This window comes from Pseudonocardia sp. NPDC046786 (assembly GCF_040645415.1).
Classification (GTDB): domain Bacteria; phylum Actinomycetota; class Actinomycetes; order Mycobacteriales; family Pseudonocardiaceae; genus Pseudonocardia; species Pseudonocardia kongjuensis.
The window spans coordinates 13,587-39,811 of sequence record NZ_JBEYYF010000027.1 but is presented as its reverse complement, the minus strand read 5'-3'; the positions used below and the strand labels follow the sequence as shown (position 1 = coordinate 39,811).

Below are 26,225 nucleotides of genomic sequence, written 5' to 3'. Positions count from 1 at the left end.
CGCCGGGTGTCTGCCGACCGGCCCGGGCGCCTAGGTTGGGTCGGGTGAAGGCTCTGCTGCTCGAAAACATCCACCCCGGCGCCGCCGAGGCGTTCCGTCGCGCGGGCATCGAGGTCGAGACGCGACCCGGCTCGCTCAGCGGCGACGAGCTGCTCGATGCGGTGTCCGGCGTCCAGCTGCTCGGCATCCGGTCCAACACGACGATCACCGACGGCGTCCTGGACGCCGCGAAGGACCTGCTCGCCGTCGGCTGCTTCTGCATCGGCACCAACCAGGTCGACCTGTCCGCGGCGGCCGAGCGCGGGATCGCGGTGTTCAACGCGCCGTACTCGAACACCCGCAGCGTCGTCGAGCTGGTGCTCGGCGAGATCGTGGTGCTGGCCCGCCGGCTGACCGAGAAGACCCAGCGGATGCACGAGGGCGTCTGGGACAAGTCCGCGCGCGGCAGCCACGAGATCCGCGGCCGCACGCTGGGCATCGTCGGCTACGGCAACATCGGCACCCAGCTGTCCAACATGGCCGAGGCGGTCGGCCTGCGGGTGATCTTCTACGACACCGCGGACCGGCTCGCGCACGGCAACGCCCGCCGCGTCCCCACCCTGGACGCGCTGCTGGAGCAGGCCGACATCGTCTCCATCCACGTCGACGGCCGCCCCGGCAACGCCGGCCTGTTCGGCGCGGAGCAGTTCGCCCGGATGAAGCCGCGGTCGATGTTCATCAACGCCTCGCGCGGGATGGTGATCGACGAGCTGGCGCTGCGCGAGAACATCCTGTCCGGGCACATCGCGGGCGCCGCGGTGGACGTCTTCCCGATCGAGCCGAAGGCGCAGGGCGACGAGTTCGACTCGCCGCTGCGCGGCCTGGACAATGTCATCCTCACCCCGCACATCGGCGGCTCCACCCAGGAGGCGCAGGAGGAGATCGGCCACTTCGTCTCCACCAAGCTCGTCGACTTCGTCTCGGGCGGCGCCACCGCGCTGTCGGTGAACCTGCCCAACGTCGCCGCGCCGCGCCCGCCGGGCGTGTTCCGCACCGGCTACCTGCACACCAGCAGCCCCGGGGTGCTCGCCGACATCAACCGGCTGCTCGCCGACGCCGGGGTGAACGTGACCGGGCAGTCGCTGTCCACCCAGGGCGACCACGGCTACGTGCTGACCGACACCGACCAGGTGCTGCCGGACGGCGTGCTGTCGGCGCTGCGCCGGGCGCCGCAGACGGTGTGGCTGCGCTCCTACGAGCTGTAGCTCAGGCGCACGCGCCGTACTCCTCGACGTCCGAGGGGTGCATCGGGCCGTGCTCGCCGTGGTGCACCACGAACTCGACGCCGGACGGGCGGCGCAGCCAGGAGCCGCCCGCCCGGCGCCGGTACACCAGCGGCGCGCAGCGGTAGCCGAACACGGCCCGGGCCCAGCCCTCGGCCTCCCCCTTCGGCAGCACTCCCCCGTCGCGGACGGCGACGGCGAGCTCCCAGATCCCGACGCCGCGGGCCGGTGCGGCGCCGTCCGGCGCGGTCGAGGCGACGAGCATCAGCTCCGGTCCGCCGCGGACGGCGGGCACCCCGATCTCGACGCGGTGCCGGTCCGGCAGCGGATGCGGGTAGGGGTAGGTCAGCAGTCCCCCGCGCAGTGTCGTCACGTCCTCGCCGAACCGTTCGTGGATCACCTGCGCGAGATCCACCGATCGCTTGCGGCGCAGGTCTGCGTTGACCAGGCCGGACTCGACCGTCATTCCCCGTGGCTCCGTTTCCGTCCCCGCACCCGGATGCGGACGGACGGCGGAACGTCAGCCGGTCGCCCAGGTGGTGGACCGTCGAGCGGTCTGGCGTTCGGCACCGTATTTCTACGGCTCGTAGAGCATTCTAGGTCACGCTGTACGTTCGAGCGAGAGCGGCATCACAGTCCCGGTGCACGCAGGGTGAACGCTCGGGAAGCAGTCGGCACGACGGTATCGGAATCAGCGCCGTACATCCGTAATGTCCGCTTCGATCGATCATCGACGGAGGGACGATCCGTGATCAGAACGACGAGCGGCCGGCGGGCCGGCCGGGCGGCCGTGGCACTGGCGGGTGCGGCGCTGCTGGCCCTGCCCGCCGGCTGCGCCGCGGCATCGGCGACGGCGGCCGGCGAGCCTGCGGCGAAGAACGTGATCCTGGTGATCGGTGACGGGATGTCGGACACCCAGATCCTCGCCTCCCGCTACCTCGACCGCGGCCGGGACGAGCCGCTGGCCATGGAGACGGTCCCGCACCGGGCGCGGGCCGCCACCTTCTCCGCCGACGACCTGGTGACCGACTCGGCCGCGGCGGCGTCGTCGATGGGTTCGGGCACGCTCGTGGAGAACGGGTCCCTCAACGTCACCCCGGATGGCGCGAACACCCTGGACGAGACGCTGGGCGTGCTCGCCCAGCAGGCGGGCAAGGGCGTCGGGCTGATCAGCACCCGGGACATCGCGAACGCCACCCCCGCCGGGTTCGCCTCCTCGGTGCCCGATCGCGACCTGCAGAGCGAGATCGCCGGGCAGTACCTGGACAACGGGATCGACGTGCTGCTCGGCGGCGGCGAGTCGTTCTTCCTGCCGGCGGGCACCGCCGGTGAGCACTGCGCCGCCGAGGAGACCGACCGGACCGACGGGCGCGACCTGTTCGCCGACTACGCGGCCGCCGGGTACACCGTCGCCCGGGACCGCGACCAGCTGCTGGCCGCGGACGCCGACCGGCTGCTCGGCGTCTTCGAGTGCACCGACATGAACTACGACCGCGAGCGCACTCCGGTCGAGCCGACGCTCGCCGAGATGACCGACGCCGCGCTGGCCACGCTGAGCCGCGACGACGACGGCTTCTTCCTGATGGTCGAGGGCGGCATGATCGACCCGGCGGCGGAGGACAACGACGGCGCCAACGCGATGGGCGACACGATCGCGCTGGACCGGGCCGTCGAGCGGGTGCTGGAGTTCGCGCAGGGCCGCGACGACACCCTCGTCGTCGTCACCGCCGATCACGAGGCGGGCGGCATGGCGCTGGTCTTCGAGGAGCGCGCGGAGGAGACCTTCACCGCCGCGGACGGCCGGCCGATCCGGATCGCCTGGGCGACCAACCCGGGCCACACCGGGGCGCCGGTGCCGGTGCGCGCCACCGGGCCCGGCTCGGAGCGGTTCGACGGGTTCGTCGGCACCGAGCACCTGCGTGACCTCTACGGCGTGCTCCGCACCGCGCAGCACGGCGGCTGATCGTCGTCCGGTGGTGGATCGGTGCCGGCGGCGGCACCGATCCACCACCGATCGCTGATCATTCGGTCAGGTCCAGGCGCATGTGCACGCTGTTCGGGTCCTCCGGGTAGTCCGCGAACGGTGGGCACGGCACGAACCCGTGCCGCTGGTAGAGCCGCCGGGCGGGCGCGAAGTACGCGGTCGAGCCGGTCTCCAGGTGCAGCGTCCGGTAGCCGCGCCGGCGGGCCTCGCCGACGACGTGCCGGACCAGGCCGGCGCCGACGCCGCGGCCGGTCGCCCACGGCGCGGTCCGCATCGACTTGATCTCGCCGTCGTCGTCGGCGAGCTCCTTCAGTGCCGCGCAGCCGAGCAGCGCCCCGGTGTCGTCGTGGCAGGCCCAGACGGTGACGGCCGGATCGCGCAGTGCGGCCACGTCCAGCGCGTGGGTGCTCTCCGGCGGGCCCTGCGCGTGCATGTCGGCGAGATGATCGGCGAGGAGGTCGAGGACCGCCGGGCCGCTGAGATCGTCGATCGTGATGCGCACAGCCACATCGTGCCGCAGACGCGCCGGTACCGGCCTCAAGAACTGCTCAAGTCCGGCTCCGCCGCTCCCCCGCCGCCCTATCGTCGGGGGCACTTGCAGTGTGACCCAGCTCGCGTCCGGGAGGAGAGCATCGTGAACGTTCTCGTGGTGGTCGGTGTACTCGTACTGGTCGGCCTCGCCCTGACGGGTGTGGCGGCCCTCGGCGCGCGACTGGCGTCCCGCCCGGGGCGGCCCCGCGCCCGTTCAGCGGGCTACGCGGGTTCCGGCGCCGGTGACGGCGGCGGCGGCTCGTTCGCCGGCGGGGGCTGCTCCGGCGGTGACGGCGGCGGTGGCGGCGGCGGGGGCTGCTGAGCGCCGCGTCCGTCCGGCCCGTCGCCCGGTCACGCATCGTTATGATCGTGCCGACCACCGGGCTCCCGGACCGGCGACGCGAGAGGAACAGCAGTGGCGAAGGTCGAGACGACCCGGCTCGTCGACGACATCACCGGCGGCGATGCGGACGAGACCCTCGATTTCGGGCTCGACGGGATCCGGTTCGAGATCGACCTGAGCGCCGGCAACGCCCGCAGGCTCCGGGAGGAGCTGGCGCCCTTCCTCGCCGCCGCCCGCCCGGCCGGTGCCCCGCGCGCCCGTCGCGCGGCGGGGCCGGCATCAACGGCGCGGACGGCATCGAGGGCGCCGACGGGGCAGTCGGCATCGACGGGGCCGCGTCCGGGCGCGGACGGGGACCCGGCGGTCCGCGAGCAGAACCGGGCGGTCCGGGTCTGGGCCCGGGAGCACGGCTACGCGGTCTCCGAACGCGGCCGGATCCCGTCCGGCGTCGTCGAGGCGTACCGGCGGGGCGGGCAGGCGGCGGCCGATCCGGTCCCCGACACCGGGGCCGAGCCTGCGCCGTCCGGCGGGGAGAGCGGCGCCGGGCACGCTGCGCCCGGCGGGCCGTTCGCGCCGGCCACCCCGTTCGGCTCCGCACCCGACCCGGCGTCCGGGTCCGGATCCGCCGAGGCCGGGGCCGATCCGGACCGGCGTCCTGCCCCCGCGGTCCGGTTCAGCGGTTGACCGGCCGGGCGACAGCGGTGCCGCACTGCCAGGGCACACCGGGCCACGTCCGCACCCGGGACGGCCGCACGCTGTTCCTGCAGCGCACACCCGGTCCGCCCGGGATGCCGACGGTCGTCCTGGAAGCCGGGATGGGGGCCACCCGGTCGTCCTGGGCCGCGGTGCAGCGCGCGATCGCCGGGCGTGCCCCGGTCGTCGTGTACGACCGGTCCGGGCTGGGCCGCAGCGCCCCCGATCCGGGCCCGCGGATCCTGCACCGGCTCGCGATGGACCTGAACGACGTCCTCGACCGGATCGGCGCCGACCGATACCTGCTCGCCGGGCACAGCTGGGGCGGCCCGGTGGCGCGGGTCGCCGTGGCCGCCCGCCCCGAGCGGGTGGCCGGGCTGGTCCTGGTCGACCCGACCGACGAGGGCTGCGAGCTGTACTTCACCCGGGCGTTCGCGGTGCAGGAGCGGATCACTGCGGCGCTGCTGCCGGCGCTGGCCCGGACCGGCCTGCTCCGCTGGGCGTCGGCGCCGATGCGGCGCGGGCTGCCCGCCGACGCGGCCGCGGACCTGCGCGCCGAGTGGCTCTCCCCCGCCGGCGTCGCCGGTCACCTCGCCGAGGCGGCGTCCACCGTGACCGACCTGCGCGCGCTGCGCGCCGACCCGCCGGACACCGGCGCCGTCCCGGTCACCGTCATCTCCGGGACGGCGGCGACCGGGACCGGCCGCCGGGCCCGGGCCGCGCTCAACACCGCGCACACCGTCCGCGCCGCGCTCGGGCCGGAACGCCGACACGTGCTCGCGCTGCGGTCCGGGCACCTGGTCCCGGTCACCGAGCCGGACCTGGTCGCCGGCGAGATCCTCCGGCTGGCCGGGCGACGGCCGTGACCGGGCCTGCGGCGGCCCGGAGCCCGGACCGGGCCCGGCCGGCGCCGGGTCAGCGGCTCGGCGACGGGATGCCCGGCGGCGGCTCCGGGAGCGGTCCCGAGCTGTAGGTCCCGGCGCGCAACCGGTCGGTGCGCTCCAGCGTGGGACCGACGGCGTCGGGCCGGTACGGCTGGATCGACTGCACCTTGCCCCAGTCCCGGGCGGGGTCGCCCTCCAGGTAGGTGGGCAGCTCGTTCTGCTTGCCGATCACGGTGATCCAGCCGAGCGGACCACCGGCCTGCGGGCTGGACCAGCCCTCGCCGTCGGACCGCATCCGGCTGCCGTCGGCCTGCAGCCGGTACGCCGGGATCTCGGCGATCCCGCCCGAGGTGGCGAACGGGCGCAGGCAGGGGCTGGCCAGCGACACCGGGTACTCCAGGAACATCGGCTGGTCCGCGACCACGGTGGACAGCGGGGCGAGCTGCGGGGCGCGCAGTGGCGCGACGGCCAGCCAGCCGTCGGCGCCGACCGAGTTGTCCTGCACCACCATCCGCACCTCGGTGGCGCTGCGGGCGGCCTCCGGGAGGTCGAACCGCAGCTCCCGCCACGGCATCTCCTCGCCACGGCCGTCGTCGAGGGTGGTCTGCTCCACGATCCGGACCCGGCCGTCGTCGAGCCGGGTCGCGTACTGGATCGTCAGCCGGTTGCCGCCGCCGAGCCGGCCGGCCGCCGTCACCACCAGGGGGGTCGTGCCGGCCCGCTGGTCCGCGGTGAGCTCGGCCCACGGCGTGCGCAGGGTGCCGGTGTTCTGGCCGGACGGGTCGAAGCTGCCGAACGCCGGGGCCGCGTCGCTGCCCAGACCGCCGGACAGCACGTACTCGAACCCGGAGACGCCCGTGCCGCCGCCGGTCGGCGGGAGCCCGTCGCGACGGAACCCGGATCCGCCGCTGGTCGGGTTGAGCAGCTCCGCGTCCGGGCTGTTCGGCGGCACGACGCCGGGCGGCAGCGGGGCCGGGGTGGCGGTCGCCTCCCCCGGCGGGGGCGGCGGGGCGACGGTCGGGAGCAGATCGGGGTTGGCGGGCGGGGCCATCCCGCTCGGTTCCGGTGCCGGGGTGAGCACGCCGTCGGCCGGTCTGCGTTCGGCGTAGACCTGGCTGGCCAGCCCGCAGGAGCCGCCGAACGGGTGGGTCAGCGCGTCGGCACCCATCGACCAGGAGCCGGCCTGGTTCTGCATCGCCGCGGTCATCGACCACAGGTTGAACGTCACGAGCATCCCGCAGAGCAGGGCGAGCGGGGCGGAGGTGAGCCGCAGTCTGCGGGTGGCGGCCAATGCCGCCGAGGCGTCCCGCCGCCAGTCCCGGGCCCGCCACCAGCGGCCGACCAGCGGCAGCCGGCCGATCGCGCGTTCCAGCACGGCGAGCTGGTCGGGATGGCGTTCCTCGCGGATGCCGCGCAGGTGTTCGACGCCGGCGCCGGCGGCCAGCAGCAGCGCCGCGAACAGCAGCACCGTGGAGACCTCGAAACCGCCGAGCATCAGCTGCTCGTCGGCCCACGGGACGCCCCAGTTGTTGGTGTACCACCAGGTGTTCGGCCCGGCGGCGCTGAGCGCGGCGACCAGGAACGCGGCCGAGAGGAAGGCGAGCCGGTTGCGCAGCGACCGCAGCGCGTCCGATCCGGTCGCGATCGCGGCCAGCGCGACCATCCCGGCGCCGAGCCCGACCAGGTCGCCGAAGTGGTGGGTCCACTTCGTCGGCGTCATCGCGAAGATCAGGAACGAGATGATCGTGCTGCCGATCAGCCGCTGCGCGGGGCCGAGCGCGGCGCCCGGGATCCGGGAGCGGCGGATCAGCACCGCGACGCAGGCCAGCGTGCACAGCATGACCAGCAGGATCGGGAAGCGGCGGGCGATCGAGCCGTCCGCGGTGCCGGCGAACAGCGGCGCGTAGCGGTTCTCGATCTCGGTGTACCAGGGCCAGTCCGGGCCGATGTCGGAGCGGATCCGGGTGGACTCGATGACCGCGGCCCAGCTCTGGTCCGCCCAGGCGATCATCAGGATCGCGGTGCCCGCGGCGAGCAGCGGGGCGAGCACCGGGGCCGGGCCGAACACCCGCACCCGGCTGCTGAGCAGTCGCCACAGCGGCCGGACCGCGGCCAGGAACGGGGCGACGGCGATCAGCCCGGCCGGGTTCGCGCCGACCGCCATCGACGCGGCGAACAGGCCGAGCGCGAGCGGCAGCAGCCGCTGCAGGGCGACCGCCCGCTCGACGCACACGAGCGCGAGCAGCGAGCACACCACGACCACCGGTTCCGGGCGCAGGCCGGAGTTGTAGGCCATCCAGAACGCCAGGAACACCGCGGCGGCGGCCCAGGTCGCGGCGTGCGAGCGGCGGGCCTGCCTGCCCAGCCGGGGCAGCAGGCCGCGCGACACCAGCCACCACGCGGTGATGCCCATCAGCACCGAGGGCAGCCGCAGCCACAGCAGCGAGTCCGAGACCTGCACCCAGAGCGCGTAGAGATCGTAGAACCAGCCGAAGGGCGCCTCGGCGGCGTCGTACCAGCGGTAGTAGTTGCCGACATAGCCCGAGCTCGGGACGTCCCGGACGATGCCGAGGGTGAAGCCGTCGTCGGAGGTCTGGCCCCCGATCGCCATCCAGACGAACAGCACCGCGGTGACCACGAGATCGACCGGCCGTGGACGGGCCCGGGACCACCAGCGGCGCAGCCGCGGCGGCCACCGCCCGGCGAGCCCGCCGACGGCCTCCCGCCCGGCCCGGTGCGGGCTGCGGCCGAGCCGGCGGTCCACCCCGGCGAGTGCGAGCAGCGAGCCGACCAGCGCGACGCTCGCCACGACGGTCGCCGCCGTCTTCCAGACCGACGGGCTGGTGTCGAAGCGGGTGTCCGGGCTGATCCGGACGGCGGTGTCGGCGAGCGGATCGAGGTCGGCGTCCAGATCGGAGTAGACACCGACCGACTGCGGCCGCAGGTCGCCCTCGAAGGTCTGCGCCCCGGAGCCGAGATCGACGGTGCTGGACCGGGCGTCGGAGGTGACCCGCACCTGTGTCGGGCCGTCCCGCAGCGGCGCCGCCACCAGCTCCTGCCCGCGGTTGACCAGCAACAGCCTGCCGTCGGAGACCGACAGCGACATCCCGGAGCGGGCGCCCTCCGGCGACTCGGGCGGCACGGTGGACACCACGGTCGCCGGGCCGGGGGTGCGCGCGTCCAGGCTGCGGATGGCCTCGGCCGGCACGGTGACCGACATCGACTCCGGGCGCAGCGCGACCAGCGGCGCGTTGACGTCGGCGGTGCCGGTGGACGGCGACGGCCAGACGATCGTGTTCTCGTGCTGGATCACCGGGAGGAACGGCACGGCGACGGCCAGCACGAAGGCGAGCAGGCCGAGCCCGCCCGCCCAGCGCAGGCGGAGGCGGTCACGTGCGGTGTCGACCGGCTCCCGTTCCGCGACCGTCGGTTCCGAGGTGAGCACCGAACGACGGTAGCGACCGCGCAACGGACGGTCCGGGGGCCCCCGTGGATGATCAGCCGGGCGGATGTGCCGGGTCAGCCGGCGGGGCTGAGGTGCCGGTCCCGGAACCGTTGGCCGTGCAGCCACCAGCCGAGCAGCCGGGTGATCCGGGGCAGGATCAGGTACACCATCAGCGGGGTCAGCACGAGGGTCAGCACCGCCGTGCGCGGCACCACCGGCCAGTCCGCGATCAGCGCGCCCAGGGTGACGGTGGCGAGCAGGTTCAGCGGGAAGAACGCCAGCCAGATGGTGGTCGCCTGCTTCCAGCGCGGCGGGCCGGCCTGCACTGGTCCGACGGCCTCGACCTGCTCGGGGGTGTCGAACCAGCCCTCGATGCCGGTGCGGCGCTCGGCGCGGGTCATCTCGGCGAGGCCCTGCGCGGAGCCCAGCCACCAGCGGCGTTCCGGGCTGGCCTCCCAGCCGGCCAGCGAGTCCGGGGAGTCGAAGCGGGCGAGCATGTGCCACTCGTCGGACCCGCCGCGGGTGCGGACCCAGCCGCCGCCGAGGAAGCCGGAGAAGCCCTCGGCCAGCAGCAGCCCGGAGCGGATCCAGGCGACCATCTCGGTGGCGTGCTCGGGATCGGCGCGGCGGGTGAACGAGACGGTGACGGGGGCGGTGGTCGCGTCGGCGGGGGTGGTGCCGGGCGAGCGGACGCCGGTGGGGGTGTCAACGGCCATAGCGGAATGGTGGCCCCACCGGCCCGCGGTCGCACCCCGCCCGCCGAAGGTCACATCGGGGGCGCGGCGCTTCACCCGGGTTCGCACGGGTTCGTCCGGCTCGCACGGGATCGTCCGGCTCGCACGGGATCGTCCGGTTCGTATGGATCGGATCCCGTGCGGACGGCGCGGGGCGGTGGCGGATCAGCGGCCGGTCGCGGCGACGAGGCGGCTCTCGGCGTCGGGGCCGGGGCCGGTCTCCGGGAAGCGGGTCAGGAAGTAGAGCCCGGCGAGCCACCAGGTGCCGACGATCGTCCACTCCGGCAGGCCGAGCGCAGCCGGCATCCCCGGCAGGTAGAGCGACAGCAGCACCAGGCTCGCCACGGCGGCGGTCGTCCCGATCACCGGGCCGCCGCGCACCCGGAACGGCCGCACCAGCCCGGGCTCGCGACGGCGCAGCACCAGGAAGGTCACCGCGACCATGGTGAAGCCCATCGTGATCGTCAGGCCGCCCGCGTTCACCAGCCAGGTCAGCATGTTGTCGCCGAACAGCGGCGCGAGCACCGACAGTCCGCCGAGGAACAGGATCGCGTGCGTCGGCGTACGGAACCGCGGGTGCACGAACGCGAACCAGCGCGGCAGCATGCCGGACGCAGCCATCGCGTAGACCAGCCTGCTCGCCCCGATCAGGAAGGCGTTCCAGCTGGTCAGGATGCCCGCGATGCCACCGAGCACGAGCAGCGTGCCGAACGCCGGATGCCCCCACAGGACACCCATGGCGTCGGCGGCGGCGAGCTGGGAGCTGCCCAGCGCGTCGTCGCCGAGTGCGAACCCGGTCCCGACCACGATGACCACGTAGAACGCGATCGCCATCAACACCGACACCACCAGCAGCCGTCCGATGTGCCGCTCGGGCAGGTCGATCTCCTCGGCGGACTGCGGGATGACGTCGAAGCCGACGAACAGGAACGGCACCGCCACCAGCACCCCGAGAATCCCGGCGAACCCGCCGGTGAACCAAGGCTCCGCAGTCGCGGCGCTGCCGCCGACGACGGTGCCGGTCAGCATCACGATCCCGACGCCCACCAGGAACGCGACCGCGATCGTCTGAGCGACGGCGGCCGGCCGGATCCCCACGTAGTTCAGCCAGGTGATGACGACGGCGCCGACGATCCCGACCAGTGCCCAGGTGGCGTACACGTCGTAACCGGCGACCGTCCACAGCAGGCCGGCGTTGAGATCGGGGAACAGGTACAGCGCCGTCTCGGGCAGCGCGACGGCCTCGAACGCGACGACCGACAGGTAGCCGAGCACCATCGCCCAGGACGCGACGAACGCCCAGCGCGATCCCAGCGCGCGCAGCACGTAGTGGTGCTCACCGCCGGCCTTCGGCAGCGCCGACACCAGCTCGGCGTAGGTGAGCCCGACGACGGCCATCACCGACCCGCCGAGCACGAAGGCGAGCGCGGCACCCGCGGTCCCGGCACCGCTCACCCACTCGCCGGCCAGCACGACCCAGCCGAAGCCGATCATCGCACCGAAGCCGACGGCCAGCACGTCCGCCCGGCCCAACGCCTTGACGAAGGTTTGATCATTGCCCATGGCGACAGCGTCCGGGACGATCGTTTCGTTCCGATAGGGTCCAGACCGTCCCGTCCGGGTGCCGGTACGCACCACTCCGTCGGGGGAGCCAGCGATGTCCGGCGTGCACGGCCAGGACGGCCACCGGATCCGGTTCGACTGGGGGCCGGTCGGCGCCGCCGCCACCGCCGGCGACCTGCTGGTGGTCGTCGACGTGCTGAGCTTCAGCACGACGCTGTCGGTCGCGGCGGACCGCGGCGTGCCGGTCGTCCCGTGCCGGTGGCGCGACGGGCGCGCGGCGGATCTCGCGCGGGCGCACCGGGCGACCCTGGCCGTCCCGCGCTCGGCGGCCGGGCCGGGCGAGGTCAGCCTGTCCCCCGGCACCGTCCGGGCCGCGGCCGGGCTGCAGCGGCTGGTGCTGCCCTCGCCCAACGGTTCCGCGATCGCCGCCGCGGCGCGCGGGCCGGTGCTCGGGGTGTCGCTGCGGAACCGGGCGGCCGCCGCGGACCGGATCCGTCCGCTGCTGGAGCGCGGCCTGCGGATCACCGTGGTCGCCGCGGGCGAGCGGTGGCCGGACGGGTCGCTGCGCCCGGCCGTGGAGGACCTGTGGGGCGCGGGGGCGCTGATCGCGGCGCTGCCCGCCGACGGCCGCTCCCCCGAGGCGGCCGCGGCGGCCGCCGCGGCCGGGCCGGTGCTCGCCGACCCGGCCGGGATGCTGCACGGCTGCGCGAGCGGGCGGGAGCTGGCCGCCATCGGGTTCGGCGACGACGTCGAGGTGGCCGCGGAGCTGGACGCCGGGACCGCGGTGCCGGAGCTGCGGGACGGGGTGTTCGAGCCGGACCGCCGGTGAGCTCAGGGCGCGAGAGCGCGGTCGAGCAGTGCGCGCAGCGGTGCCCGGTCCCCGGCCGCGGCGGCCCGGGCGGCGGCCGCGGCGGTGACCGGGTCCTGGCCGTCCCAGGACAGCGGGCGGCCGGCCTCCCGGGCGAGCTGCCCCAGGAAGGTCCGCTGGGCGCGGCCGTTGCCCTCGCGGAACGGGTGCAGGTCGTTCAGCTCGGCGAGCAGGGTGGTGAGACCGTCGAGCACCGCGGCGCGGTCCCGGCCGCGCCAGGGGCCCCCGGCGGCGAGCCGGGCGAAGATCACGTCGGCGGTGTGGCGGATCAGCTCCGGCGCGCAGAACGGGCGGCCGCTGCGGGCCAGGGTGACCGTGCGGAGGGTGCCGGCCCAGGGGTAGACGTCGGAGAAGATCCGCCAGTGCACGTGCTGCAGATGCGCCAGGTCGTAGCCGCCGGGCACCGGGGAGCGTTCGATCCCGGCGATGCGCAGGGCCGAGATGCGCCGTTCGACCGCGGCGAGCTCGGCCGCGTCGGTGATGCCGAGCCGGTTGCGGAGGACGCCGTGCTCGAGATCGAGGTACGGATCGAGGCTCACCGGTAGCGGGCGAGCACCTGCCCGACCGCCTCGTCGACGGTCAGCTCCTCGCGGGCGACCGCGTCGAGCAGGGCCTGCCCGTCCCGGTCGATCTCCAGCCCGTCGACCGCCATGCTGCCCGCCGCGTACCGCACGGCTTCCGCCCAGGTCGGGGCCGGGACCGCGGGCGCGGTGGAGGACGTCACCGGCACAGCGTAACCCAGCCACGCCGGGTGTGGCCGGTGCCGCGGGTGTCGTATCCGGCCACCCGTCCGGAGCAGCGCGCATCCCTTCCCGTCACCGGTCGTTGTACCCACCGGTAACACCGGACGCGAGGAGGCGGCAGCGATGAACCGGCGGCGATGGGGTGCGATCGCGTCGATCGCGCTGGCGACCCTGGTGGTCGGCACGGCGATGGTGACCCCCGCGCAGGCCGCCTCGGCGGCGCCCGCACAGCTTCCCGGCCGGCTGATCGACCCGCTGACGGACCTGATCGATCCGCCGCCGCCGGGCTCCAACGACTGGACCTGCACGCCGACCGCGGAGCACCCGAACCCGGTGGTGCTGGTGCACGGGCTGTCGGCGAACCAGGCGAACAACTGGGCCTACGTCGCCCCGCAGCTCGCCGCGCGCGGGTACTGCGTGTTCTCGCTGACCTACGGCCGCAATCCGCTGGCCCCGCCGCCGCTGACCCAGGTCGGTGGCCTGACGCCGATGGAGGACAGCGCGCGGGAGCTGGCCGGGTTCGTCGACCGGGTGCTGGACGCGACCGGCGCGGAGCAGGTCGACATCGTCGGCCACTCCGAGGGCTCGCTGATGCCGAACCACTGGGTGAAGTTCCTCGGCGGGGCCGAGGTCGTCGACCGCTACGTCGGTCTCACCCCGCTGTGGGACGGCACGAACACCGCCGGGCTGGCGTTCCTCAACCGCACCGGGCAGCAGCTCGGGCTCGGCCCGGCGATCGGGCTGGTGCTGGATCCGCTGTGCGCCTCGTGCCGGCAGTTCCTGCGCGGATCGGACTTCCTGACCGAGCTGAACTCCGGTGGCGGGCCGCGGGTGGACGGCGTCACCTACACGATGATCCTGACCCGGTACGACGAGCTGGTCGTCCCGTACACCTCCGGGCTGATGGACGGCGCGACGAACATCGTGCTGCAGGAGGGCTGCCCGGCGAACCTGGCCGAGCACGTCGCGGTCGCGTTCGACCCGGTCACCCTGCAGCACATCACCGACACGCTCGACCCGGCGAACGCCCTGCCGGTCCGCTGCTTCCCGGTCGGGCCGGACGCGCCACCGGCGACCTGAGCTCCGGACCCGTCGGTGGCCCGTGCCAGGCTGCCGGGGTGACGACCGCCGAGACACTCATCGCCGCCGTCCGGTCCGGGGAGCCGGTGCACGATCCCGACCTGCCGGAGGGTGATCTGCGGGAGGTCGACCTCGCCGGTGTGCAGGTGCGCGGCGGCTCGCTGGCCGGGGCGGACCTGCGCGGTGCGCGGTTGGACCGGGCCCGGATCTCGGGGGCCTCGCTGGCCGGGGCCGACCTGCGGGATGCGGACCTGACCGACGCCGTGCTGGAGGGGGTGGACCTGTCGGGCGCGCGGTTCGCCGGCGCGCTGCTCGGGGACACCCGCTTCGAGGGGTGCCGGATGATCGGCGCCGTGCTGCGCGGCGTGCGCGGGCTCGCCGCGTCGTTCGTGCTGTCCGGGTGCAACCTGCAGATCGCCGATCTCGGCGATCTCGCGCTGCGCGGGCTGCGGGTCAGCGGGTGCGACCTGTCCGAGGCCGATCTGTCCGGTTCCGACCTGCGGACGGTGGTCTTCGACCGGTGCCGGCTGCGCGGGACCGTGCTGCGGGCGGCCCGGCTGGACCAGGCCGACCTGCGTACCAGCGACCTGGGCGAGATCACCCCGGACACCCCGCGGGAGCTGCGCGGCGCGGTCGTCTCGCCCGGTCAGGCCGCGGCGATCTGTGCCGCGCTCGGGCTGACCGTGCTGGAGTAGCGCCTCAGCGCATCCGGTCCAGGCTGTCCTCGACCTGACCGGCGACCCACGGGTCCAGCTCGCAGTCCGGATCGTCCGGCCCGGCCAGCGCGACCGGCCCGAGCCGCAGCAGGTCCGACGACGTGCAGGTGGCACCCGGGTCCGCGACGGGATCGCCGGTGCGGTCGGCGTCCAGCGGGGCCGGGACGACCGGCCGGGACGAGCCGGTCGACCGCTGCTGCTCGGCCTGCGCCTCGTGGTAGGCGGCGAACTCGGCGTCGCCGGCGGCGCGGGCCTGGGCGGCCCGCTCCTCGGCCTGGGCGCGCAGCTGTTCGGCCACGGTGCTGACCTCGGCGGCGGCCTGCGCGTCCATCGACTGCCGGGCCTGCGTCGCGTCGCGGGCGCCCGCGACCGCGTCCATCAGCAGCTCGCCGCGGCCCGGGAGGGCGCCGGGGCCCGCGGTGCCGGTCTCGGTGACCGGTGCCGAGGCCGTGCCGGGCGGTCCCGCGGCGGGCTCGATCTCGGCCTCGGCCACCGGCAGGGTCGCCGCGGCCGGGGCGGGCGCCGGGACGTCCCCCGGTGCGGCGCCGGCCAGCAGACCTGCGGCGACGCCGGCTCCGCCGAGCAGCGGGACCGTGCCGAGCAGGGCGCGGTGGCCCGGTGTGGTGGGTGTTCGATGCCGTCCGGTCATCGTGATCGCCTCCCGTCCCCGACTCCGTATCCCGAACGGTCCGGGGCGAAACACCGGATCGGCTCCGGTTCAGTTTCCGGTGCCGTCGAGGAGCTGACCGTCGATCCACGGATCGTGCGAGCGCTCCCGGCCCTGCTGGTCGAGGTAGCCGCAGGCGCGGTTGGTGATCCGGTGCGGGTCGGCCGGGGCGTCGAACCGGGGTGGGCCGTCGAGGTCGCAGCCGGCGGCCGCGGCAGGCCCGCGGGTGTCCTGCCGGGCCGCGGCACGGACCGCGTCACCGGCGGCCGTGGCGACCGCGTCGGTGGCGGGGAGGTGCAGCACCGGTGCCGCACGCGGGACCAGCACGGCCGGGGCCCCGACGCCCGCCCTCTGGGTGAGCGAAGGGGCGCCGCCACCGGTGAGCAGCCCGCCGCCGACGACCACCGCGACCAGGGCGACCACCGCCGCGGCCATCGCGACGACGACCGGCAGCGCCTCGAGCAGCGCGCGGCGGGTCGGGGCGCGGCGTACCCGACGCGCGCGATGACGTCCGCCCATCAGCGCCCCTTCCGGCTGGTCCGAACAGCTCAACGGCTCCGTCGATGATGGCGGGCGCGCGGCCGGACCGCGACCGCCCGGATGGCTGGTCACTCTCCGGTGGTCCCGGGCTGCTCCCCCAGCGGGTTCGCGGGCCCGTCGCCGGTCGGCGCGAGCCGGTCGGAGCCCGGGCCGGGCGACTCCGCCGGTTCGGGCCCGGCCGGGGCGGGCGGTGCCGGCTCGGCCTCGGTGGGGACGGGCGGGTCGGGCGCGGGCCGGGCCGGTCCGGCAGGTGGGGGTGACTCCGCCGCGGTCCGGGCCCGTTCCCGGCGGAGCTCCACCTCGGCGGCCCGGCGCTGCTGCGCGGCCCGTTCGCGTTCCTGGCGGGCCTGCTCCGCCGCGCGCTCCTCGGCGGCGGCCCGCACGGTGACCGCGCGGGCGGCGTCGCCGGCGGCGCGGGCGGCCGGATCGCCGGCCAGGATCGCCTCGCCGGGCACTGCGCCGTGCGGGGCCGTGGTGCGGGGCGGGGCGGTCCGGGACGGGCCCGGTGTCGGCTCCGGGCCGTCCGCGACGGCCGAGGGCCGGTCGGCGAACGTCGGGATCGGCACGCTGTCCCCGATCCGCTCGTCGGCCGGTGCGGCGCGGCCGGTGAGCAGGCTCGCGACGACGGCGCCGGTCACCAGCAGCAGCGGGATCCCGCCGTACAGGACCGTCCGCCACGGTCCGGGACGGCCCGGGCCGCGGCGCGGCGGGGTGTGCCCGGCCCGGGGAGCGGCGCCGTGGGACGCGGGCATGCGATGGCGTGGCGCCATCAGGAGCAATCAGTACGGCCGATCGGATCAATCATGCTGATCACGATGACGGGCGGGGTGCGCCGCGGTCATGCGCCGAACGGGTGGGTGCGCAGCCCGGCCGGGGGTCAGTCCGGGATCAGCGAGAGCGCCGGGCCGGGGACCCGCACGTCGAGCTCCGCGGACTCCTGCAGCTTCAGCCGGAGCCGGAGCAGGGCGCCGCTCTCGTCCGCGCCGCGGACCTTCTGCCGGACCTCGTCGCGGGTGCCCAGGCCGGGGCGGTCGGCGCGCTGACGGGGTGCGCTGCCGGGTGGGGTGGCGCTGCGCGATGGTGCCGGGTCGGCCGAGCGCTGCTGCGGGACGACGGGGACGGGTTCGGTCCGGGGCTGCGGCACCGGCGGGGGTGTGCGGTCGCGGCCCGGTGCGGCGGGGCCGGCACCCGGGGCGGCAGAGCCTGGGCCGGCAGGGCCGGAGTCCGCAGGTTCGGGACCCGCAGGATCGGGACCAGGTTCGGGACCCGCAGGACCCGAACCGGCAGGGCCCATGGCCGCAGGGCTCGAGCCGCCAGGATCCGTACCGGCAGGGCCAGTACCAGCTGAGCCCGCAGGGCCCGCAGCAGCCGGACCCGCCGGACCGGCGCCGGCGGTACCCGAGCCGGAACCCGACCCGCCGGAACCCCCGGCGCCCGCGTCCGCAGAACCCGATCCGGCAGGTGCCGGGGCGGCCGGACCCGGTACGGATCCCCCGGCGCCCCGGCCCGCGGCGGCCGGCGCGGTCGCGGCGGCGCCGGCCGCCTCCCCGGCGGCGAGCGCGGGACCCGGTGCACCCGTGGCGTCGGGCGCGGCCGGGATCCCGTCGGGGGTGCCTGCGGTCGCGCCCGGCTCGGGCGCGGACGTGTCCGGCTCCGGGGCACGGTCGGCGGGCCGATCCGGCCCGGACCCGAGCACCACGGCCGCGGCGAGCGCGACCGCGCCGATCGCGGGGATCGCGACCGCGAGGATCCTCCGGGCCAGGCTCGTACCCGCCGTGCTCCGGTGCCTGCCCATGGTGCGCCAACCGCCTCCCCGCGATGTTCCGGTACGACCGAGCGTCGAGTCTGGACCAGATGATCGCGTCCGGCCACCCCGGACGGGTGAGTCACCTACCTCGGTCCGGCGGAACCGGGGCCGTCAGGTCAGCGCCGCGTACATCCGGGCGAGGCGGTCCTTCCGCTCGGCGCGCAGCCCCAGCGCGGTCTCCAGGTCGACCTCGACGAACCGGGTGCGGGTCCGCGGCGCCGACTGGGCGACCACGTCGAGATCCCCGGAGATCACCGTCGCCACCATCATGTAGCCGCCGCCGGACACCGCATCGCGGTGCAGGATGATCGGCTCCACGCCGCCCGGCACCTGGATGGAGCCGATCGGGTACGGCGAGTCCACGATGTTCGACGGGTCCTGCCCGGCCCCGAACGGCGGCTCCCGGTCGACCGTCTCCAGCTGCCCGCCGGCGTAGCGGAAGCCCATCCGGTCGGCGACCGGGGTCAGCGTCCAGGTGGTGTCCAGGAAGGTGGCCCGGCCGGTGTCGGTGAGCCGGTGGTCGTAGAGGCCCATCACGACGCGCACCTCGACGTCCTTGGACGTCGACGTCCGCAGGTCCTCGGGCACCACCAGGCCGGCCCGCCCGGACCCGCCGGAGCCGATCGGCAGCACGTCGCCCTCGGCGATCGGGCGGCCGTCCACCCCGCCCAGCGAGCCGATCACGTAGGTGGAGCGGCTGCCCAGGTCGACCCGGGTGTCCAGGCCGCCGGACACGGCCAGGTAGGCCCGCGCACCGGACTTGAGATAGTCGAAGTCGAGCACATCGCCCTCGGCGACGGCGAACGACTCCCACTGCGGCCGGGTCTCCCCGTTCACCCGCGGCGCGATCGCCGCACCGGTCACGGCGACCACGGCCGGGCCGGTGAAGCGCAGCTCCGGGCCCATGTAGACGATCTCGAGCACGGCGTCGTCGGGCGAGTTGCCGACCAGCGCGTTCGCCGCGGCGAGCGAGTACTGGTCCAGCGCGCCCGACGGCGGGATGCCCAGGTGGTAGTAGCCCGACCGGCCGCCGTCCTGCACCGTGGTGGACAGGCCGGGCTTGCGGACCTCGATCGACGTCGTCGCGCTCACGTCAGGACCTCCAGCAGGCGCTTGTTGTAGCCGTCCGGGTCGTCCAGGAACGGCTGCAGGTCGAACTCGACCGGCCGGGCGGTGATGCGGTACTCCCCCGCCTCGGCCTTCGCCTCGGCGTCGTCGTACTCGTCCCGGTCGATCGGCCGGAACTTGACCATGTCGCCGGGCCGCATGAACACCTTGTGCTCGGTGAAGTCCGGCTTGGTCTGGCGCGGGTCGTAGATCGGGGCCGGGGTGATGCCGAACATCTGGTAGCCGCCCGCCCCGCGCACCGAGTAGATGCAGGAGAAGCAGCCGCCGTAGCCGACGGTCTGCTTCGGGGTGTCGGTGCGCGGCCGCAGGTACTTGGGGACGACGATCTGACGCTCGCGGGGCACCATCTGGTACTTGAACGGCAGCCCGGCGACGAACCCGACCATCGAGGTGAACCAGGGGGAGCCGGAGTGCGCGGCGATGAACTCGTCGACGCCGGCGTAGCCGTTGATGCGGGCCGCGTACTCGATGTCGGTGGCGTCCGGGTCCTGGTGGCGGTCCCGGAAGCGCAGCAGCGTCTCGGTGGTCCACGGGTCCTGGTAGAGCACCGGGATCTCGACGACCCGGCAGTTCAGGGTGACGCCCAGCGCGTCGCCGACCCGCGCCTCGAGCTCCTTGAGGTGGGTCAGGAACCCGTGCGGCTCGAGCACGTCGGGGTCGTAGCGCACCTGGTAGGACGCGTTCGCCGGGCAGATCTCCAGGATCCCGTCCGGGCGTTCCTCGGACAGCAGGTTCGTGATCGCGACGGCCTTGAAGTTGGCCTGCAGGCTCATCTCCTCGGCCAGCTCGACGAACACGAACTCGTCGCCGCCCCAGCTGTAGCGGGCGCTCATCAGGTCTCCTTCCGTTCGGCCAGCCACTGTTCGAGGGTCCCGGTGTGGAAGTCGGCCGCGCCGACCCACGGCTCGTCGACGAGCTCGCGGAGCAGCCCGACGGTGGTCGGGATGCCGGCGACGGTGAACTCGTCCAGCGCGCGGCGGGACCGGGTCAGCGCCTCGTCGCGGTCGATACCCCACACGACGACCTTGGCCAGCAGCGAGTCGTAGTAGGGCGGGACGGCCGCGTCGGGTTCCAGCCAGGTGTCGCAGCGCACCCACGGCCCGGCGGGCAGGGTGATCCGGCCGACCGGGCCGGGCTGGGGCATGAAGTCCTTGGTGGGGTCCTCAGCGTTGACCCGGTACTCGATGGCGTGCCCACGCCGCTCGATCCGGTCCTGGCTGAACCGCAGCGGCTCGCCGGCAGCGATCCGCAGCTGCTCGGCGACCAGGTCGATCCCGGTGACCAGCTCGGTCGTCGGGTGCTCGACCTGGATCCGGGTGTTCATCTCGATGAAGAAGAACTCCCCCGTCGTGTCGTCGACCAGGAACTCGACGGTGCCCGCCGAGGTGTAGCCGACCTCCCGGCACAGGTCGACCGCGGCGGTCGTCATGGCGTCCCGGGTGGCCGCGGAGATGCCCGGGGACACCGCCTCCTCGACGACCTTCTGCCGGCGCCGCTGCAGCGAGCACTCCCGCTCGAACAGGTGCACCGCGTCGGAGCCGTCGCCGAGCACCTGGACCTCGACGTGCCGGGCGCGCTCGACGAACCGCTCCAGGTACATGGTGCCGTCGCCGAACGCCTTCTGGGCCTCGGTGGACGCCTGCCCGAACGCGCGGCGCAGGCCGGCCTCGTCCTGCACCACCCGGATGCCGCGCCCGCCGCCGCCGGCGGCGGCCTTGAGCATCACCGGGTAGCCGGTGTCCCGGGCCGCCTCGACCGCCGCGTCGGCGTCGGCGACGCCGCCGGGGGTGCCGGGCACCGTCGGGACCCCGGCGGCCCGGGCGACCTCACGGGCCGCGACCTTGTCGCCCATCCGCTCGATCACCGGGCCCGCCGGCCCGACGAAGGTCAGCCCGGCGTCGGCGACCGCGGTCGCGAACGACGCCCGCTCGGAGAGGAACCCGTAGCCCGGGTGCACGGCGTCCGCCCCGGAGTCCTTCGCGGCCGCCAGGATCGCGTCGGCGACCAGGTACGACTTGGACGCCGGCGACGGCCCGATGTCGACGCTGGTGTCGGCGAGGCGGGTGTGTAGCGCGTCGGCGTCGGCCGCGGAGGCGACGGCGACCGTGGAGATCCCGAGGTCCCTGGCGGCCCGGATGATCCGGACGGCGATCTCGCCGCGGTTCGCGACGAGCAGCTTCTTCATCGGTGCGGCCCCTCAGTCGATCTCGATGACCGCCACCGGCTGGCCGGCGTCCACCTCGTCCTCGTCGCCGACCAGGAACTCGACGAGCGTGCCGGAGGCACCGGCCGGGATCTGGTGGAACGACTTCATGACCTCGACCAGACCGATGGCCTGGTCGTCGGAGACGGTGCCGCCGTCCTCGGCGAACGGCGGGCTGTCCGGGTCGGGCTTGCGGTAGAAGACGCCGGGGATCGGGGAGACGACCTCATGACGGGGCACGTACGAACTCCTCAGCTCAGGTGGGATTTCAGTTCAGATGCGGCTTGAGGGCGGCGTGGACGGCCTCGGCCAGCTCCACCGCGTTCGGGGTGTCGGAGTGCACGCACACCGAGTCGGCGCGCACGGTGAGCTCCTTGCCGTTCTCCGAGGTCGCCTTCCCCTCGGTGACGGCGCGCAGCGCGCGCTCCGCGGACCGCACCGGGTCGAACGCCTGGTGCTCCCGGGTGATGATCAGCGAGCCGTCGTCGCGGTAGTCGAGATCGGCGTAGTACTCGGCGATGAACCCGGCGGCGCGGTCGCCCCACACCTGCTCGTGCACGGTGCCGACCATCCCCATCAGGGGTGCGCCGAAGACGTCCGCTGCGTCCGCGATCGCCTGCGCCACCTCCGGGTCACGGGAGGACATCCCGTAGAGCGACCCGTGCACCTTCACGTGGTTGAGGTCCATGCCCTCGGCGCGCAGGAAGCCCGACAACGCGCCGATCTGGTACACGACGGCGGCGGTCAGCTCCTCCCGGTCCATCGTCATCTCGCGACGGCCGAAGCCCTCGCGGTCGGGCAGCGACGGGTGCGCGCCGACCTTCACGCCGTGCCGCTTGGCGAGCTTCACGGTCCGGGTCATCACCCGGGGATCGGACGCGTGGAACCCGCACGCCACGTTGGCGACGGTCACGTAGGGCATCAGCCCCTCGTCGTCGCCGCAGTGGTAGATCGAGAACGACTCGCCCATGTCGCAGTTGATGGCCACCATGTCCCGGCCTCCTCCTTACGGGTTCAGGCAGTCTGCTCGCTCGCTCGCGTGATCGCCCGCCAGACGGCCTGCGGCGTGGCGGGCATGTCGACGTGGGTGACCCCGAGGTGCGCGACGGCGTCGATCACGGCGTTGACCACGGCCGGGGACGACCCGATCGCGCCGGACTCGCCGATCCCCTTGACCCCCATCGGGTTCGTCGGCGACGGGGTGACGGTCTGCTCCAGCTCGAAGTGCGGCAGGTCGGTCGCCGCGGGCACGGTGTAGGACGCCAGGTTGCCCGCGGTCGGGTTGCCGGCGTCGTCGAACGTGGCGTGTTCGTAGAGCGCCTGGCCAATGCCCTGGGCGATGCCGCCGTGCAGCTGGCCCTCGACGATCGTCGGGTTCACGACGACGCCGCAGTCGTCGACGGCGACGTAGCGGCGGATCCGGGTGAAGCCGGTCTCGGTGTCGACCTCGGTGACGCAGATGTGGGTGCCGAACGGCCAGGTGAAGTTGGGTGGATCGAACGCCGAGTCGGCGGTCAGGTTGGGCTCCATGCCGTCGGGCAGGTTCGCGGCCAGCGAGGCGGCCCCGGCGACCTCCTGGATGGTCACCGACGGGCCGGCGGTGCCGGCGACCTGGAACCGGCCGGCCTCGAACTCGAGGTCCTTCTCGTCGGCCTCCAGCAGGTGCGCGGCGATCTGCATCGCCTTGTCCCGCACCTTCCCGGCGGCCAGGTGCACGGCGGTGCCGCCGACGGCGAGGCTGCGTGAGCCGTAGGTGTCGCGGCCGAACGGCGCGATCAGGGTGTCGCCGTGCAGCACCTCGACGTCGTCGGGGTGCACGCCGAGCCGGTCGGCCACGATCTGCGACCAGGCCGTCTCGTGGCCCTGCCCGTGCGGCGAGGTGCCGGTGACGACCTCGACCTTGCCGCTGGTCGTCATCCGGACGGTGGCCTGCTCCCAGCCGCCGGACTGCAGCCGCACCCCGGCCGCCACCTTGGACGGCGACAGGCCGCCGGACTCGGTGAAGTTGCCGAAGCCGATGCCGATCTGCACGGCGTCGCCGGACTCGCGCCGGGTCCGCTGCTCCTCGCGCAGCTTCTCGTAGTCGACGAGCTCCATCGCCTTGCGCATGCAGGTCTCGTAGTCGCCGGAGTCGTACTGGACGCCGGACGGGACGGTGCGCGGCTCGTCGAACTTGGGGTGCAGGTTGCGCAGCCGCACCTCGGCCGCGTCCATGCCCAGCTCGCGGGCCAGGTCATCCATGATCCGCTCGTGACCGTAGGCGGCCTCGGAGCGGCCGGCGCCGCGGTAGGCGTCGGTCGGGGTGAGGTTGGTGAACACGCCGCGGCAGGTGAAGGAGTAGCTGCCGAAGTCGTAGAGCCCGCAGAAGGTGAAGGCGCCGAACACGGCGATGCCCGGGGTGAGCAGCTGCAGGTAGGCGCCCATGTCGGCGAGCAGCTCGACCTTCATCCCGAGGATCTTGCCGTCCTTGGTCGCGGCGACCGAGATGTCCTGGATCTGGCCGCGGCCGTGCGTGGTGGCCTGGTGGTGCTCAGAGCGGGTCTCGGTCCACTTGACCGGTGCGCCGAGCTTGCGGGCGAGGACGAGCGCGAGGAACTCCTCGGCGTAGACGTTCAGCTTGGCGCCGAAGCCGCCGCCGACGTCCGGGGCGATCACCCGGATCTTGGTGTCGGAGATCCCGGTGACCGCGGCCAGGATGTCCCGGACGAAGTGCGGGACCTGGGTGGCGGTGTAGACGGTGAACCCGCCGCCGACCGGGTCCGGCACGCAGACCACGGCGCGCGGCTCCATCGGCGAGGCGATCACCCGCTGCTGCAGGTACTGCCCGGAGACGACGACGTCGGCCTCGGCGAACGCGGCGTCCACGTCACCGGTGGCGAGCGGCCAGGTGTAGCAGTGGTTGGTGCCCAGCTCGGTGTGCACCAGCGGGGCGTCGTCGGCCAGCGCGTCGGCGATGTCGACGACGGCGGGCAGCTCGTCGTACTCGACGTCGACGAGGTCGGCCGCGTCCCGGGCGGCCCGGGCGCTGGTCGCGAGGACGACGGCCACGCCGTCCCCGACATGGTTGACCTCGTCCCGGGCCAGCGGACGGTGGTCGGGCACCTTGATGTCCTCGGTGACCGGCCAGCCGCACGGGATGCCGGCGAGGAACTCGTGGTCCACGTCGGCTGCGGTGTAGACGGCGCGCACACCGGTCTGCTCGCGGGCGGCCGTGGTGTCGATCGAGACGATCCTGGCGTGCGGGACCGGGCTGCGGACCACCGCCATGTGCAGGGTGCCCACGGGCGTGATGTCGTCGGTCCAGGTCGCCCGACCGGTCAGCAGGGCCGGGTCCTCCTTGCGCGGGAGGCTGGTCCCGACGTAGCGCTGCGCGGTGATGGTCCGGGGCGCGGTGGTGGTCACGCTCGAACTTCCCTTCGACGACGATCCGTGCCGGACAGCGTGATCCACGACACCGATCCGCGGTAGTGTCCGGATCGTCGAGTTCAGCAGCGCCAGCACTCCACTGTGTCAGGGGGCTTTATGTCGGTCACCTTGCAGGACCTCTGCGATGACCGCACCCTCGGACTGCGCCCCGCGTGTCCCTCCGCGGATCTGGATCGTCGTATCACCTGGGTGCACTCCTCCGAGCTCGCCGATCCGACCCCGTACCTGGAGGGCGGCGAGCTGCTGCTCACCACCGGCCTGGGGCCGGCCGCCGATCCGGCCGCCTACGTCCGGCGGGTCGCCGCGCACGGGCTCGCGGCGCTCGGGTTCGGCACCGGACTAGGGCACGACGAGCACCTCCCGGCGGTCGCCGCGGCCTGCGAGCACGAGGGGCTGCCGCTGATCGAGGTGCCCGAGCGCACCCCGTTCCTGGCGCTGACCAGAGCGGTCACCGAGGCCCGCGCGGCCGAACGGTACGCCGAGGTGGTGCGCACCGACGAGGCCCAGCGGGCGCTCACCGCGGCGGCGCTCGGGGACGACCGCGCCGAGAGCACCGGCCGGGTGCTGGACCGGCTCGCGGAACGCCTGGAGGCGTGGGTGCTGGTCTCCGACGCCGACGACCGGGTACGGCACGCCGCGCCACGCCAGGCGTCCCGGCGGGCGGTCGCACTGGCCGGTGAGATCGCCCGGGTCCGCGAGCACTCCGGCCCGTCCAGCGTGACCGTGTCCACCGGTGACGGGCAGGTCGTGCTGCAGCCGGTCCGGCTGATCGGCCCGGCGGTGCTCGTGGTCGGGCGGAACCGGCAGTTCAGCCCGGTCGACCGGCAGGTGATCGGCTCGGCGGTGTCGGTGCTGACCCTGGCGCACGCGCGCACCGCCGCGGCCGGGCGGGCCGAGCAGCGGCTGCGCACCGCCGTGCTGCGCAGCCTCGCCACGCTACCCGGCTGCGGCGCCGACCGGGTGCTCGCCGACACCTGGGGCGCGCTGCCCGACGGCGACCTGGTCGCGATCGCACTCGGCGGGCGGCCCGCCGCGGGCCGGCTGGACGTGCTGGTGGACGGGCTCGAACGGGCGTCGGTCGGGTTCCACGCCGAGCTGGACGGGCAGGTCGCCGCGATCGTCGGTGCGGACGCGGTGGAGTCCGTGCTGAGCCTCGCCGCCCGGGTCCGCGGGGTGCGGGCCGGGATCTCCGATCCGGCGCCGGTGACCCACCTCGGCCGGGCGTTGCGGGAGGCGGGGCGGGCGCTGGACGCCGCCGAACGCCGGGACCGCGCGGTGATCCGGTTCTCCGACCTGGCCGGCAGCGGCCTGTCCGCGCTGGTGATCCCGGAGGATGCGGCCGCCTTCGCCGAGTCGGTGCTCGCCCCGCTGGTGCGGCATGACACCGAGCGCCGCGGCGACCTGGTCGCCTCGCTGCGCGAGTGGCTCGCCCACCACGGCCAGTGGGATCCGGCCGCAGCCCGGCTGGGCGTGCACCGGCACACGCTGCGCTCCCGGATCGAGAAGGCCGGCGCACTGCTGGGCCGCGACCTCGACTCCCCCGGGGTGCGGGCCGAGCTCTGGTTCGCCCTGCACGCGCCGGCCTGAGCCTGCCCGCGCACCCACCCC

Annotated in this window: 26 protein-coding genes; 9 read left to right on the top strand and 17 right to left on the bottom strand. The window is 74.6% G+C overall.

Annotated features, from left to right (window positions below; translation table 11 throughout):
* Positions 1–44: 44 nt before the first annotated feature.
* Positions 45–1,244: a phosphoglycerate dehydrogenase gene (gene serA, locus ABZ881_RS26130; protein ID WP_358488250.1), complete on the top strand. Its 1,200-nt coding sequence runs from the start codon at positions 45–47 to the stop codon at positions 1,242–1,244.
* Position 1,245: 1 nt separating this feature from the next.
* On the opposite strand, the gene ABZ881_RS26125 is transcribed toward serA, so the two are convergent.
* Entirely contained in the window at positions 1,246–1,728 is a 483-nt protein-coding gene (locus ABZ881_RS26125; RefSeq protein WP_358488249.1) for a hypothetical protein, read from the bottom strand.
* A 282-nt stretch (positions 1,729–2,010) separates the two neighbouring features.
* On the opposite strand from ABZ881_RS26125, the gene ABZ881_RS26120 reads away from it, so the two are divergent.
* Complete coding sequence (locus tag ABZ881_RS26120; RefSeq protein WP_358488248.1) at positions 2,011–3,225, top strand: alkaline phosphatase; 1,215 nt, start codon at positions 2,011–2,013, stop codon at positions 3,223–3,225.
* A 58-nt stretch (positions 3,226–3,283) separates the two neighbouring features.
* Here ABZ881_RS26120 and ABZ881_RS26115 read toward each other — a convergent pair whose 3' ends face one another.
* Positions 3,284–3,748, bottom strand: a complete 465-nt coding sequence (locus tag ABZ881_RS26115; RefSeq protein ID WP_358488247.1) for a GNAT family N-acetyltransferase — start codon at positions 3,746–3,748, stop codon at positions 3,284–3,286.
* A 132-nt stretch (positions 3,749–3,880) separates the two neighbouring features.
* On the opposite strand from ABZ881_RS26115, the gene ABZ881_RS26110 reads away from it, so the two are divergent.
* The 3 genes from ABZ881_RS26110 (at position 3,881) to ABZ881_RS26100 (ending at position 5,679) form a co-directional block, all read left to right on the top strand.
* On the top strand, positions 3,881–4,099 hold the full coding sequence (locus tag ABZ881_RS26110; RefSeq protein WP_358488246.1) for a hypothetical protein: 219 nt from the start codon (positions 3,881–3,883) through the stop codon (positions 4,097–4,099).
* A gap of 93 nt (positions 4,100–4,192) precedes the next feature.
* The gene (locus tag ABZ881_RS26105) at positions 4,193–4,804 is read left to right on the top strand and encodes a histone-like nucleoid-structuring protein Lsr2 (RefSeq protein ID WP_358488245.1); all 612 of its coding nucleotides are present in this window, start codon (positions 4,193–4,195) and stop codon (positions 4,802–4,804) included.
* On the top strand, positions 4,801–5,679 hold the full coding sequence (locus tag ABZ881_RS26100) for an alpha/beta hydrolase (RefSeq protein WP_358488244.1): 879 nt from the start codon (positions 4,801–4,803) through the stop codon (positions 5,677–5,679). Before ABZ881_RS26105 ends, ABZ881_RS26100 begins: the two co-directional genes overlap by 4 nt.
* Before the next feature lie 49 nt (positions 5,680–5,728).
* Here ABZ881_RS26100 and ABZ881_RS26095 read toward each other — a convergent pair whose 3' ends face one another.
* The 3 genes from ABZ881_RS26095 to ABZ881_RS26085 form a co-directional block, all read right to left on the bottom strand.
* Complete coding sequence (locus tag ABZ881_RS26095) at positions 5,729–9,142, bottom strand: arabinosyltransferase domain-containing protein (RefSeq protein ID WP_358488243.1); 3,414 nt, start codon at positions 9,140–9,142, stop codon at positions 5,729–5,731.
* Positions 9,143–9,216: 74 nt separating this feature from the next.
* Positions 9,217–9,858 carry an antibiotic biosynthesis monooxygenase gene (locus ABZ881_RS26090; protein ID WP_358488242.1) on the bottom strand — a complete coding sequence of 214 codons (642 nt, stop codon included), beginning with the start codon at positions 9,856–9,858 and terminating at the stop codon, positions 9,217–9,219.
* A 183-nt stretch (positions 9,859–10,041) separates the two neighbouring features.
* Entirely contained in the window at positions 10,042–11,439 is a 1,398-nt protein-coding gene (locus tag ABZ881_RS26085; RefSeq protein WP_358488241.1) for an APC family permease, read from the bottom strand.
* Positions 11,440–11,533: 94 nt separating this feature from the next.
* On the opposite strand from ABZ881_RS26085, the gene ABZ881_RS26080 reads away from it, so the two are divergent.
* Positions 11,534–12,268, top strand: a complete 735-nt coding sequence (locus tag ABZ881_RS26080; RefSeq protein WP_358488240.1) for a 2-phosphosulfolactate phosphatase — start codon at positions 11,534–11,536, stop codon at positions 12,266–12,268.
* Between the two features lie 2 nt (positions 12,269–12,270).
* Here ABZ881_RS26080 and ABZ881_RS26075 read toward each other — a convergent pair whose 3' ends face one another.
* Together ABZ881_RS26075 and ABZ881_RS26070 are read right to left on the bottom strand one after the other, a co-directional pair.
* Positions 12,271–12,846 carry a Fic family protein gene (locus ABZ881_RS26075; protein ID WP_358488239.1) on the bottom strand — a complete coding sequence of 192 codons (576 nt, stop codon included), beginning with the start codon at positions 12,844–12,846 and terminating at the stop codon, positions 12,271–12,273.
* Positions 12,843–13,031 (bottom strand): antitoxin VbhA family protein, encoded by a 189-nt coding sequence (locus ABZ881_RS26070; protein ID WP_344017593.1) that lies wholly within the window; start codon positions 13,029–13,031, stop codon positions 12,843–12,845. Before ABZ881_RS26070 ends, ABZ881_RS26075 begins: the two co-directional genes overlap by 4 nt.
* A gap of 142 nt (positions 13,032–13,173) precedes the next feature.
* On the opposite strand from ABZ881_RS26070, the gene ABZ881_RS26065 reads away from it, so the two are divergent.
* Entirely contained in the window at positions 13,174–14,130 is a 957-nt protein-coding gene (locus ABZ881_RS26065; RefSeq protein ID WP_358488238.1) for an alpha/beta fold hydrolase, read from the top strand.
* Between the two features lie 38 nt (positions 14,131–14,168).
* Positions 14,169–14,825, top strand: a complete 657-nt coding sequence (locus ABZ881_RS26060; RefSeq protein ID WP_358488237.1) for a pentapeptide repeat-containing protein — start codon at positions 14,169–14,171, stop codon at positions 14,823–14,825.
* A gap of 4 nt (positions 14,826–14,829) precedes the next feature.
* Here ABZ881_RS26060 and ABZ881_RS26055 read toward each other — a convergent pair whose 3' ends face one another.
* The 10 genes from ABZ881_RS26055 to ABZ881_RS26010 form a co-directional block, all read right to left on the bottom strand.
* Positions 14,830–15,495 carry a hypothetical protein gene (locus ABZ881_RS26055; RefSeq protein ID WP_358488236.1) on the bottom strand — a complete coding sequence of 222 codons (666 nt, stop codon included), beginning with the start codon at positions 15,493–15,495 and terminating at the stop codon, positions 14,830–14,832.
* Positions 15,496–15,564: 69 nt separating this feature from the next.
* Positions 15,565–16,032, bottom strand: a complete 468-nt coding sequence (locus tag ABZ881_RS26050; protein WP_358488235.1) for a hypothetical protein — start codon at positions 16,030–16,032, stop codon at positions 15,565–15,567.
* A gap of 89 nt (positions 16,033–16,121) precedes the next feature.
* The gene (locus ABZ881_RS26045) at positions 16,122–16,805 is read right to left on the bottom strand and encodes a hypothetical protein (RefSeq protein WP_358488234.1); all 684 of its coding nucleotides are present in this window, start codon (positions 16,803–16,805) and stop codon (positions 16,122–16,124) included.
* A gap of 125 nt (positions 16,806–16,930) precedes the next feature.
* A complete protein-coding gene (locus ABZ881_RS26040) occupies positions 16,931–17,197 on the bottom strand; it encodes a hypothetical protein (protein WP_358488233.1) in 267 nt (88 codons plus the stop codon).
* 774 nt (positions 17,198–17,971) lie between these two features.
* Positions 17,972–18,952: a biotin-dependent carboxyltransferase family protein gene (locus ABZ881_RS26035; protein WP_358488232.1), complete on the bottom strand. Its 981-nt coding sequence runs from the start codon at positions 18,950–18,952 to the stop codon at positions 17,972–17,974.
* The gene (locus ABZ881_RS26030) at positions 18,949–19,821 is read right to left on the bottom strand and encodes an allophanate hydrolase subunit 1 (RefSeq protein WP_358488231.1); all 873 of its coding nucleotides are present in this window, start codon (positions 19,819–19,821) and stop codon (positions 18,949–18,951) included. Before ABZ881_RS26030 ends, ABZ881_RS26035 begins: the two co-directional genes overlap by 4 nt.
* Positions 19,821–21,173, bottom strand: coding sequence for an acetyl-CoA carboxylase biotin carboxylase subunit (locus ABZ881_RS26025; RefSeq protein ID WP_358488230.1), 1,353 nt, complete (start codon positions 21,171–21,173; stop codon positions 19,821–19,823). Before ABZ881_RS26025 ends, ABZ881_RS26030 begins: the two co-directional genes overlap by 1 nt.
* A gap of 12 nt (positions 21,174–21,185) precedes the next feature.
* The gene (locus tag ABZ881_RS26020) at positions 21,186–21,431 is read right to left on the bottom strand and encodes an acetyl-CoA carboxylase (RefSeq protein WP_358488229.1); all 246 of its coding nucleotides are present in this window, start codon (positions 21,429–21,431) and stop codon (positions 21,186–21,188) included.
* Between the two features lie 28 nt (positions 21,432–21,459).
* On the bottom strand, positions 21,460–22,182 hold the full coding sequence (locus ABZ881_RS26015; RefSeq protein ID WP_358488228.1) for a LamB/YcsF family protein: 723 nt from the start codon (positions 22,180–22,182) through the stop codon (positions 21,460–21,462).
* 23 nt (positions 22,183–22,205) lie between these two features.
* Positions 22,206–24,593: a molybdopterin cofactor-binding domain-containing protein gene (locus ABZ881_RS26010; RefSeq protein WP_358488227.1), complete on the bottom strand. Its 2,388-nt coding sequence runs from the start codon at positions 24,591–24,593 to the stop codon at positions 22,206–22,208.
* Positions 24,594–24,713: 120 nt separating this feature from the next.
* Here ABZ881_RS26010 and ABZ881_RS26005 point away from each other — a divergent pair, with 120 nt between their 5' ends.
* A complete protein-coding gene (locus ABZ881_RS26005; protein WP_358488226.1) occupies positions 24,714–26,204 on the top strand; it encodes a PucR family transcriptional regulator in 1,491 nt (496 codons plus the stop codon).
* Positions 26,205–26,225: the final 21 nt, after the last annotated feature.

Coding starts and splice junctions, on each gene's coding strand:
- ABZ881_RS26085 (WP_358488241.1), bottom strand. CDS start 11,439: ATGGGCAATGATCAAACCTTCGTCAAGGCGTTGGGCCGGGCGGACGTG.
- ABZ881_RS26125 (WP_358488249.1), bottom strand. CDS start 1,728: ATGACGGTCGAGTCCGGCCTGGTCAACGCAGACCTGCGCCGCAAGCGA.
- ABZ881_RS26055 (WP_358488236.1), bottom strand. CDS start 15,495: ATGACCGGACGGCATCGAACACCCACCACACCGGGCCACCGCGCCCTG.
- ABZ881_RS26015 (WP_358488228.1), bottom strand. CDS start 22,182: ATGGTGGCCATCAACTGCGACATGGGCGAGTCGTTCTCGATCTACCAC.
- ABZ881_RS26025 (WP_358488230.1), bottom strand. CDS start 21,173: ATGAAGAAGCTGCTCGTCGCGAACCGCGGCGAGATCGCCGTCCGGATC.
- ABZ881_RS26030 (WP_358488231.1), bottom strand. CDS start 19,821: ATGAGCGCCCGCTACAGCTGGGGCGGCGACGAGTTCGTGTTCGTCGAG.
- ABZ881_RS26065 (WP_358488238.1), top strand. CDS start 13,174: ATGAACCGGCGGCGATGGGGTGCGATCGCGTCGATCGCGCTGGCGACC.
- ABZ881_RS26080 (WP_358488240.1), top strand. CDS start 11,534: ATGTCCGGCGTGCACGGCCAGGACGGCCACCGGATCCGGTTCGACTGG.
- ABZ881_RS26090 (WP_358488242.1), bottom strand. CDS start 9,858: ATGGCCGTTGACACCCCCACCGGCGTCCGCTCGCCCGGCACCACCCCC.
- ABZ881_RS26005 (WP_358488226.1), top strand. CDS start 24,714: ATGTCGGTCACCTTGCAGGACCTCTGCGATGACCGCACCCTCGGACTG.
- ABZ881_RS26050 (WP_358488235.1), bottom strand. CDS start 16,032: ATGGGCGGACGTCATCGCGCGCGTCGGGTACGCCGCGCCCCGACCCGC.
- ABZ881_RS26045 (WP_358488234.1), bottom strand. CDS start 16,805: ATGCCCGCGTCCCACGGCGCCGCTCCCCGGGCCGGGCACACCCCGCCG.